6 protein-coding genes and 2 rRNA genes are annotated in these 9,736 nt (G+C 67.1%); 5 read left to right on the forward strand and 3 right to left on the reverse strand.

From position 1 onward, the window contains the following. Nucleotides 1-100, reverse strand: a 16S ribosomal RNA gene (locus AC56LG_RS24560); the annotation flags it as partial. Between the two features lie 592 nt (nucleotides 101-692). Between AC56LG_RS24560 and AC56LG_RS24565 the strand changes: the two genes are divergently transcribed. From AC56LG_RS24565 to AC56LG_RS24585, 5 genes are read left to right on the forward strand one after another with little or no spacing between them, the layout of a single operon-like run. Beyond that, nucleotides 693-2,057, forward strand: a complete 1,365-nt coding sequence (locus AC56LG_RS24565; RefSeq protein ID WP_497168655.1) for an SWIM zinc finger family protein — start codon at nucleotides 693-695, stop codon at nucleotides 2,055-2,057. Then, on the forward strand, nucleotides 2,054-3,694 hold the full coding sequence (locus AC56LG_RS24570) for a DUF5691 domain-containing protein (RefSeq protein WP_497168656.1): 1,641 nt from the start codon (nucleotides 2,054-2,056) through the stop codon (nucleotides 3,692-3,694). Before AC56LG_RS24565 ends, AC56LG_RS24570 begins: the two co-directional genes overlap by 4 nt. Next, the gene (locus AC56LG_RS24575; RefSeq protein ID WP_497168657.1) at nucleotides 3,691-4,782 is read left to right on the forward strand and encodes an ATP-binding protein; all 1,092 of its coding nucleotides are present in this window, start codon (nucleotides 3,691-3,693) and stop codon (nucleotides 4,780-4,782) included. Before AC56LG_RS24570 ends, AC56LG_RS24575 begins: the two co-directional genes overlap by 4 nt. 13 nt (nucleotides 4,783-4,795) lie before the next feature. Further along, nucleotides 4,796-7,027: a DUF5682 family protein gene (locus AC56LG_RS24580; RefSeq protein WP_497168658.1), complete on the forward strand. Its 2,232-nt coding sequence runs from the start codon at nucleotides 4,796-4,798 to the stop codon at nucleotides 7,025-7,027. Next, nucleotides 7,017-8,165 (forward strand): VWA domain-containing protein, encoded by a 1,149-nt coding sequence (locus AC56LG_RS24585; protein WP_497168659.1) that lies wholly within the window; start codon nucleotides 7,017-7,019, stop codon nucleotides 8,163-8,165. The genes AC56LG_RS24580 and AC56LG_RS24585 overlap by 11 nt, the downstream gene beginning before the upstream one ends. Here AC56LG_RS24585 and AC56LG_RS24590 read toward each other — a convergent pair whose 3' ends face one another. Together AC56LG_RS24590 and rrf are read right to left on the reverse strand one after the other, a co-directional pair. Then, on the reverse strand, nucleotides 8,166-9,473 hold the full coding sequence (locus tag AC56LG_RS24590) for a metallophosphoesterase (protein WP_497168660.1): 1,308 nt from the start codon (nucleotides 9,471-9,473) through the stop codon (nucleotides 8,166-8,168). Between the two features lie 172 nt (nucleotides 9,474-9,645). Beyond that, nucleotides 9,646-9,736: ribosomal RNA gene (gene rrf / locus AC56LG_RS24595) — 5S ribosomal RNA — on the reverse strand; the annotation flags it as partial.

Here is a 9,736-nt window from a genome sequence, read left to right on the forward strand (position 1 = left end):
TCGCCACTCGCCGCCAGGTTGCCCCGCGCTGCCGTTCGACTTGCATGTGTAAAGCATGCCGCCAGCGTTCAATCTGAGCCAGGATCAAACTCTTCAGTTTAATCTCTGTTTGTTGACACTTTCGTGTCACCCTTATTGCTAAGGGGTCGCTCACTCAAGATACTGACCGTCATCTCATTGCTGAGACAACGCTTAATACTTTTGTGAACATTTGATAATTTAAGTAATCAGCTGAACTAGTCAGCTGGCACCCTCATCAAACGCCCACACTTATCGACTGTTAATTTTTAAAGAACTTGTTCGGTACTGCATCTTGCTGTCAGCGACAAATCGTTTTGTTTGTCAGCAGCAGAGAAGTGAGATTATGCAGTGTTTCGCGTTTTTCGTCAACCCCTCGTCAACTTCTTTTTTCTACTTCGCTACAGTTTCCTGTAGTGCCGTTGCCAGCTCAACTACTTGATTTCGTTGTGCTTTTCACTCGGCGCCGAAGCGGAGGCGAACTATAACAAAGCGGCACACGCTCTGCAAGAGGACGGCGGAACTTTTCGTTCTACAAAGAATGCATCCATTGCCCAAACAAAATACAGATACGCGCGAGGGATACTCAACAGGCGCATTTAAGTTTATTCTTCATAGTAACTAATTACCATGTAGTTCCAGCCAGGATATGCCGTGCCGAATGGTCTCCCGCAATGCTGAACGCTGAACAAATCCTCGCCCTCGCGCCCGACGCCGCATCCGCCAAGGCCGGCAGTCAATTGTCGACGCCAGCCAAATGGGGCGGACTCGGCTTCACAAGCGATGCCATGTGGGGCGAATGCCAGGGCAGCGGCAAGGTTCCGTATCGTACCCAGATCGACCTGGGAGAACTCGCCTTCAAATGCTCGTGCCCCAGCCGCAAGTTCCCCTGCAAGCATGGTCTCGGCCTGTACCTGCTGCATGCGGGCAATCCGGCACTCTTCGCCACTGCGGAAATACCCGCCTGGGTAGCGGACTGGCTGTCCGGCCGGCGCGAGCGCCGCGAAAAGAAAGAAGAAAAGGCGGCGGCGCAATCCGTGCCGGCGACGCCGGAAGAGGCGGCGGCCGCCGCCGCACAGGCGCGCAAGCGCGAAGAGAAGCGCGAACAGAATGTCGCCCGGGGATTGGCCGAACTGCAGACTTGGCTGGAAGACCTGGCGCGCAACGGCCTGGCCACCGTGCGCGAGCGCGGGCCGGGCTACTGGGAGACGATTGCGGCGCGCATGGTCGACGCCCAGGCGGGCGGCCTGGCCGCGCGCCTGCGCCGGGTCTCGGGACTATGCTTTCAGAGCACGAATCCGCACTGGGAACAACAACTGGGTGGTGAACTCGCTGCGCTCTATCTGCTGAGCCACGCCTACGGGCGCCTCGGCCAGCTGCCACCCGCCTTGCAGGCGGACGTGCGCATCCAGACCGGGTGGACCGTGCCGCAAGAAGAGGTTCTCGCGCAGCCGGCGCTGCCTGATTGCTGGCAGGTCGTGGCCCAGAGCACGACTGACGAAGGACGCCTGCGTGCGCGCGCCACCTGGCTGCGCGGCAGCACCAGCGGACGCTGGGCGCTGCTGCTGCATTACGCGGCCGGCGGCCAGGGTTTCGAGGTACCGCTTGCGGCCGGCACCGAGTTCGACGCCGAACTGTGTTTCTACCCGAGCGCCTTTCCCCTGCGCGCACTGATCAAACAACCGTCCGGCCTGCGCGCGCTGGCCGGCGCCGCGCCCGCCACATTACCGCTGGACGCCGCGCTCGACGGCTATGCCGCCGCGCTGGCCGCGCAGCCCTTCCTGGAGCGCTATCCGCTGCTGCTGTCGGGCGCGCCCGACCTGGCCGACAGCCGGGTATTGAATACGGCAGATGGATACCGGCTCACCTTGCATGCATCCTTCCACCATCGGCGGCACCTGCTGGCACTAAGCGGCGGCCATCCGCTGACGCTGGTCGGCGAGTGGGATGGCGCCAGCCTGCTGCCGCTGAGCGCCTGGCAGGACGGGCGGCTTTACAACTTCGAGACGGATTTCGGCGCATCGGACCTGACTCCATGACACAGCACCCTGCCCCGCTTCATAAACTGCTGCTGGTCGGCACTGCGCGCGCACGGGCGGCCATCGACGGTCTCGCGCCGGAACTGGCCGCCATCGTCCAGCCCGCCATCGATATGGCGGCCACACCCGAGCGCCAGCTCTGGCTGGCTGCCGGCGCCGAGCGCCTGTGGTCGCGTGCCGGTTATGCGCCGCCCGCTGCGTCCGCAGGCGCCGCACCGAGTGCGCCGGAGCAGATGCCGCCCTGCCCGCGCGCGGCGGCAGCGATGCTGGCGCGCCTGCTGGGTGTGGACGACATGCCCCTGGCGGCATCGATCCTGAAGGACTTGCTGGGCCCGAACGACGCACCGCCCCTGCTGCTGCAGTGGCTGCAACTGCTGAATGCCATCGGCGCGCGTTTGCCGGAACGCTTCCTGCCGAACCTGCTCGACCTGGCGACCCGCTATCCCGCGCTGCGTCCCGGCGTGCGCGCTGCGCTGGGTACGCGCGGTGCATGGCTGCTGCAGGCCGAACCGGCATGGTCGTGGGCGCAAGCCCTGCCCGCGCCGGAACGGCTGGCGGACATCTGGCATAACGGCGAGCGCAACGAGCGCATGGCCGCACTGCAGGCATGGCGCGCCAGCGATCCCGCTGCCGCGCGCGCCGCCTTGCAATCGGGCTGGGCCGCGGAGCCGCCGGAAAACCGCACTGCCTTCCTTCCCTGCCTCGGCGTCAACCTGGCGGCGGATGATGAACCCTTCCTGGAAGCCGCGCTGGACGACCGCCGCAAGGGCGTGCGCGTGGTCGCGCGCCAACTGCTGGCAAGATTGCCCGGCTCGGCGCTGTCGCAACGGATGCGCGCGCGTGCACACGCGCTGCTGCAACTGGACAGGGATGGCGCCGCCGGCCCCATGCTGACCGTCACGCTGCCGGCGGCATGCGACAGCGCCATGGAGCGCGACGGCATCGGCGAAAGCAAGCATGCGGGCCTGGGCGAAAAGACGGGCTGGCTGGCGGACATGCTGGCCGCCATCGATCCCGCGTACTGGTCGACCCGCTTCGCCCTGACGCCCGACCAATGCTTCGCCCTTGCCGCCGGCAGCGGTTACGCCGAGGCACTGCTGCTCGGCTGGACCTCGGCGCTCGCGCTGCACCTGCCGCAGGCGGCGACGCCCGGCACGCTGGCCTGGCTGGCCGCCTGGACCCGGCGCTGGCTCAACACCGAGGGCCGCCGCTTCCATTCGGGCGCGCCGCCCTCCTATCCGCTCTACCTGGCGCTGCCGCCGGCGACCATGCACGCCGCCCTCTTCGACCTGGTGCAGGCGAGCGGCAGCACCTGGACCGAGAAGGATATCCCGCTGCTCGAATTGCTGCAGCACCTGGTGACCGAACCGGGTCCGGCCTGGCCGGCCGCGCTGTCCGGCGCCATCGTGCAGCGCCTGCTGGGCGGCCTGGCGGCGCTGGAGCCGCAGCAATGGGCGCTGCAGTGGGGCATCAAGGCGCTGGCGGTGTCGCTCGATCCGGCCGCGGTGCTGGAAGAAGCCGGCAAGTGGCCCGATCCACGCGCCGCTTCTCCCTTCTGGCAATCGCTGTTCGAACCCTTTTTCCATGTCGTGCGCTTTCGCCACGAGATGATCTCTTCTTTCCAGGAGCCTGCATGAGCGCACTCGACACCGTCCTTCGCCAACACGCCGAAACGCAATACGCGGCCGAACTGGAAGCCCTGATTGCCAGCGACCGGCGCCAGCGCCCGCCGCGCTGGAAGATGTCGCCCTGGGCGGTGTCGACCTACCTGATGGGCGGCACGTTGGAAAACGGGTTTGAAATCAGCGCCAAGTACATCGGCAACCCGCGCGTGATCGAGATCGCGGTCGCCACGCTGGCCACCGACCGCGCCCTGCTGCTGCTGGGCGTGCCGGGCACCGCGAAATCCTGGGTCTCGGAACACCTGGCGGCGGCGATCAGCGGCGACTCGACCATGGTGGTGCAGGGCACGGCCGGCACCGGGGAAGAGGCGATCCGCTATGGCTGGAACTATGCGCAGCTGCTCTCGAAAGGCCCGTCGCTCGACGCCGTCGTGGCCAGCCCGGTGATGCGCGCCATGCGCGAAGGGAGGATCGCGCGCGTGGAAGAACTGACCCGCATCGCCGGCGAAGTACAGGACAGCCTGATCACGATCCTGTCCGAAAAGGTGCTGCCGATCGCGGAGCTCGACGACGAAGTGCAGGCGCAGAAGGGGTTTAATATTATCGCCACCGCGAACGACCGCGACCGCGGCGTCAACGAACTGTCGAGCGCCTTGAAGCGCCGCTTCAACACGGTGGTGCTGCCCCCGCCGCGCAGCGCCGACGAAGAGGTGCGCATCGTCCAGACCCGCGTCGCCAGCATGGGCCGCGCGCTCGAACTGCCCGGGGAGGTGCCGGCGCTGGAAGAGATCCGCCGCATCGTTACCGTGTTTCGCGAACTGCGCGAAGGCGCCACCGCCGACGGCAAGATCAAGATCAAGGCGCCCAGCGCGAGCATGAGCACGGCCGAAGCGATCTCCGTCATCACCCACGGAATGTCGCTCGCCGCCCACTTCGGCGATGGCGTGCTGCGCGGCGCCGACCTGGCCGCCGGCATGGTCGGCGCGATCGTCAAGGATCCGATCCAGGATCGCGTGGTCATGCTCGAATACCTGGAGACAGTAGTAAAAGAGCGCGACGGCTGGAAGGATTTGTACCGCGCCTGCCGCGACGTGATGAACTGAGGCCGGGCCAGCGATGAGCGTTCACCTGTTCGGCATCCGCCACCATGGACCCGGTTGCGCGCGCAGCCTGGCCGAGGCGCTCGCCGCGCTGCAGCCGGACTGCATCCTGGTCGAGGGTCCGCCCGAAGCCGACAGCCTGCTCGGCTGGATCGGCCAGCCGGGCCTGGTGCCGCCCTGCGCCCTGCTGGTGTATGCACCGGCGACACCGCAGCGCGCCGTGTTCTACCCGTTCGCCGAGTATTCCCCGGAGTGGCAAGCCATTGACTATGCCAATGCGCACGCGGTGCCGGTGCGCTTTTGCGACCTGCCGCAGGCGCACCGGCTGGTTGCGGCCGAAGCGGCGCCGGAGGAATGCTCGCCTGCAGAAGCCGGTGGCATGCGCGCCGACCCGCTGGCCTGGCTGGCGGAGGCGGCCGGCTTCAGCGACAGCGAAACCTGGTGGGACCACCTGGTCGAGCAGCGCAGCGACAGCCTCGACCTGTTCAGCGCGATCGCCGAAATGATGACGGTCGTGCGCGCGCAGGTGGGCCATCCCGATACGCCCTCCGAACTGCGCCGCGAAGCGTATATGCGCAACGCCATCCGCGCCGCCGAAAAGGAAGGCCGCCAGCGCATCGCCGTGGTTTGCGGCGCCTGGCACGTGCCGGCGCTGGCGCACCTGCCGAGCGCGAAAAGCGATGCCGACCTGTTAAAGGGGCTGCCGAAGGAAAAGCTGGCGGCGACCTGGACGCCCTGGAGCTACGGCCGCTTGTCGTTCGCCAGCGGCTACGGCGCCGGCGTGGTGGCGCCGGGCTGGTACCAGCACCTGTGGCAACGCCGCGAGGCGGCCGGCCTGCACTGGCTCACCGACGTCGCCACGCTGCTGCGCAAGCACGACCTCGATGCGTCGTCCGCGCACATCATCGAAGCGGCGCGCCTGGCCGACACCCTGGCGGCGCTGCGCGAGCGGCCGCGCGCGGGACTGGACGAATTGATGGAAGCGGTGCGCGCCGTGTTCTGCTACGACAGCGAGCTGCCGCTGCAGCTGATCCGGCGCGAACTGTTAATCGCCGACCGGCTCGGCGAAGTACCGGCCGAGGTGCCGACGCTGCCGCTGATCCAGGATGTGCAGGCCCAGCAAAAACGCCTGCGCCTGGTGGTGAAAGCGGATACGCTCGATATCGACCTCGATCTGCGCCAGCCGGCGCACCTCGAGAAAAGCGTGCTGCTGCACCGGCTCGCGCTGCTCGGGGTGCGCTGGGGCAGCCGCCAGGTGGTGCGCGGCAAGAGCGGCACCTTCCACGAATTATGGCGCCTGGCTTGGGAGCCGGAATTTGCGATCCGCCTAATCGAAGCGAGCGTCTGGGGTTCGACCCTCGAAGGCGCGGCCACGAACTGCGCCATCAGCCGCGGCGCGGCGGCAGCAAACCTGTCCGACCTGACGGCCCTGATGGAAGAGATCCTGCTGGCCGACCTGCGCGAGGCGGTGCAGCCGGTGATGGCGCGCATCCGGAATGTCAGTGCGCTGACGGCGGACCTGGGCTTCCTGCTGGCGGCGCTGCCGCCGCTGGCGAACGTGGTCCGTTACGGTAACGTGCGCGGCACCGATACCGGCGCGCTGGCCGGTGTGATCGGCGGCCTGGTGGCGCGCGCCTGTGTCGCCCTCCCCTTCGGCAGCCGTTCGCTCTCCGACGAGGCGGCGGCGCAGCTGTTCACGCAGCTCGTTGCCGCCGACGCGGCGATCCGCCTGCTGCAGGACGAAGCCCACCTGGCCAGCTGGTGCGCAGCACTGGAAACCACCGCGCGCAGCGAGCCCGCCCATCCACTGGTCAAGGGACGCTGCGTGCGCATCCTGACCGAACAGCAGCACTGGCCGCAGGAAGAAGCCAGCCGCCAGCTGGGGCTGCTCTGCTCGCGCACGGTGGCGCCGCTGGCCGCGGCCCAGTGGCTGGAGGGTTTTTTGCAGGGCAGCGGCGCGCTGCTGGTACACAGCGACGCACTGTGGCAAGTCATCGATGGCTGGCTGCAGGCGCAGCCGGCGGAGACCTTCATCGAACTGCTGCCGCTGCTGCGGCGTACCTTCGGCAGCTTCAGCGCGCCGGAGCGGCGCCAGCTGGGCGAACGCGCGCGGCATGGCGGCGGCGTGGCGGCGGCGCCGGCACTGACGGTAATTGCGGCAATCGATCCCGTACGTGCGCGGCGCGTGCTCCCCATCCTGGCCAACATCCTGGGCGCTCCGGCGCCGGAGACAATCGATGCAGAATGACACCGGCAAGCTGGAAGCGGCGCGGCGCTGGCGCCTCGTGCTCGGCAGCGAGGCGGCCGCCACCACCCTCGATGCGGGCGACCTGGCCATGGACCGCGCCCTCGACGCGCTCTACGGCGCCGGGCCGGGCGGGCAGCGCGGCGGACTCGGTGCGTCGGCGCCCAACGTGGCGCGCTGGCTGGGAGACATCCGCCAGTATTTTCCATCGACCGTGGTGCAGGTGATGCAGAAGGATGCGCTCGAACGGCTCGGCCTGCAGCAGATGCTGTGCGAACCCGAGATGCTGCAGGCGGTGGAGGCGGACGTGCACCTGGTGGCGACCCTGCTCAGCCTGAACCGCATCATGCCGAACAAGACGCGCGCCACCGCGCGTACCGTGGTGAGCAAGGTGGTGCGCGAGCTGGAAGCGAAACTGGCAAATCCGCTGCGCCAGGCCGTGACGGGCAGCTTGAACCGGGCGACGCGCAACCGCCGCCCGCGCCATAACGAAATCGACTGGCTGCGCACGATCCGCGCCAACCTGCGGCACTACCAGCCGGACTACCGCACCATCATTCCGGAAACGCGCATTGGCTTCGGCCGCAAGGGACAAGCGCTGCGCGACATCGTGCTGTGCATCGACCAGAGCGGCTCGATGGCGCCGTCGGTGGTATACGCCAGCGTGTTCGCGGCGGTGCTGGCCAGTATCAAGGCGGTCAGTACTTCGGTGGTCGTCTTCGATACGGCGGTGGTCGATTTGACGCCGCTGCTGGCGGACCCGGTCGAGGTGCTGTTCGGTACCCAGCTGGGCGGCGGCACCGACATCAACCGCGCGCTCGCCTATTCGCAGGGATTGGTGACGCGGCCGAAGGAGACGATTTTCGTCCTGATCAGCGATTTATACGAGGGCGGCAGGAACGACGAGATGCTGCGCCGGGCGGCGGCGATGATCGCCGGCGGCGTGCAGTTCATCGTCCTGCTGGCGCTCGACGACCGCGGCGCGCCCTCGTACGACCGCAACAATGCGGAAAAGCTGGCGGCCATGGGCGCGCCCTGCTTTGCCTGCACGCCCGACCTGTTCCCGGACCTGATGGCGGCGGCGATCAAGCGCAGCAGCCTGGAGCAGTGGGCGGCGCAGGCCGGGATCGTACGCGCCTGACTAGTACGGATACGACAGCTGCGACAGTTCCCGGCTGCGCGCGACGAAGCGGCCGAGGGTGCGCCAGTCCTGCATGTCGGCCAGGTTCAGCGGCCGTGTTCTGACGGCAGGCCGCTCGGGCGGCAGCTGGCGCTGCGCACGCAGGGGAACGATCCGCGGCACGCCGCGTTCGAACAACAAGGCTTCGGAGGCGGCGCCGTTGCTGTTGACGTCGATCGCATGAACGCCCCCGCCGTACAGCGGCGTGACCTGGTTGACCAGGGTATGGCCGACGACAATGGTATCGGCGCCAAAGCGGTCGAGGGCTTGCGCCACCTGGGCCGGCGTCGCACGTGGATAACCGCCTTCCAGGTCTTCGACATAGCCGCGGTATTGGGTCAGGCCGATTGGGCCAAGGACCGCGTCGAGGGCGGGTGACGGCGCCGTGCTGCCCTGCCAGTAGCGCCGCTGGGCATCGTTGAGCTGGGCGAGCGTCAAGCCATTCGCGCTCACCTCGGGACTGATGCCGGCATGCGTCACCAGGATCCTGCCCGCCTGCAGCACGACCGGTTGCTGGCGCAGCCAGGCGCCCAGGATCGTGTCGGCCGCAAACGCCTGCTTGTAACCACCCATGCGCTCTGCGGTATGGATGTGTTCGCGGTTGGCGCGCGACATATTCCCGCGCAACAGATACTGCTCGTGGTTCCCCAGCAGCAGGTGGACGGCGCCGCCTTGCTGCGCCGCCTGCAGGTTGAGCGAATACAGACGCCACAGCACGGCGAACACGTCGCGGCCACGGTCGACCGCGTCGCCGGCGATGACGAGGTGGCCGCCGCCCCAGGTCCAGCGGCCACCCGCGTCGAGAATGCCCAGTTCGCGCAGGGCGGCGTCGAGGAAGGCGGCATTGCCTTCGATGTCGCTCAGGACCAGCATCCGCGCCGGTGTGCCGATGGTTGCTGCCGGAACCGGTGTCGACGCATGCACGGGGTAGGCAGTTTTGCGGCCGGCACATGCGATCTCGAGCAGGTCGCCGCTACCGGTTTGCCGGTGTACGGCGTTTTCGCAGAACCAGGTGGCGTGCCAGGCGCCGCCGGCTGCCGGCTTGACGACCGGGCCGTCGAGGAAACCGGGAATGTGGGGCGTATCGCCGCTGCCGGAATACAAGTGGATGCCGATGTTGGCGTCAGGTCCCGCGGGCAGCAGCAGGCGGGTGTGGACGCCGTTCGGTGTCATTTCGAGCCTGGCCAGGCTGAGCAATACCAGCGGAATCGCCAGCAGCAATATCGGCACGGCGATCAACAAGCGTTTTCCCAGCTTGACCCGTTTCATGCGCGTCTCCCCATTTTATTATTGATGGGAGATCGTATTCCGGGCGGTGCGAAGGGAATTGCTGTTTGCGACAGAGTGCCGAAACACGCGTCTCGAATGCATGCCTCGAACAAAACCATGGGACGAAAAAAAACCCGCTCGGATCACTGAGCGGGTTTTTCTCTTATAACTAGCCTGACGATAACCTACTTTCACACTGGTTGCAGCACTATCATCGGCGCAAAGTCGTTTCACGGTCCTGTTCGGGATGGGAAGGGGTGGGA

The sequence above is a fragment of the Telluria sp. ZB2R32 genome, from assembly GCF_059685715.1.

What these genes read in the sequence shown, in the direction of transcription:
- AC56LG_RS24565 (WP_497168655.1), top strand. Translation starts at nt 693, where the DNA reads ATGCTGAACGCTGAACAAATCCTCGCCCTCGCGCCCGACGCCGCATCC.
- AC56LG_RS24570 (WP_497168656.1), top strand. Translation starts at nt 2,054, where the DNA reads ATGACACAGCACCCTGCCCCGCTTCATAAACTGCTGCTGGTCGGCACT.
- AC56LG_RS24575 (WP_497168657.1), top strand. Translation starts at nt 3,691, where the DNA reads ATGAGCGCACTCGACACCGTCCTTCGCCAACACGCCGAAACGCAATAC.
- AC56LG_RS24580 (WP_497168658.1), top strand. Translation starts at nt 4,796, where the DNA reads ATGAGCGTTCACCTGTTCGGCATCCGCCACCATGGACCCGGTTGCGCG.
- AC56LG_RS24585 (WP_497168659.1), top strand. Translation starts at nt 7,017, where the DNA reads ATGCAGAATGACACCGGCAAGCTGGAAGCGGCGCGGCGCTGGCGCCTC.
- AC56LG_RS24590 (WP_497168660.1), bottom strand. Translation starts at nt 9,473, where the DNA reads ATGAAACGGGTCAAGCTGGGAAAACGCTTGTTGATCGCCGTGCCGATA.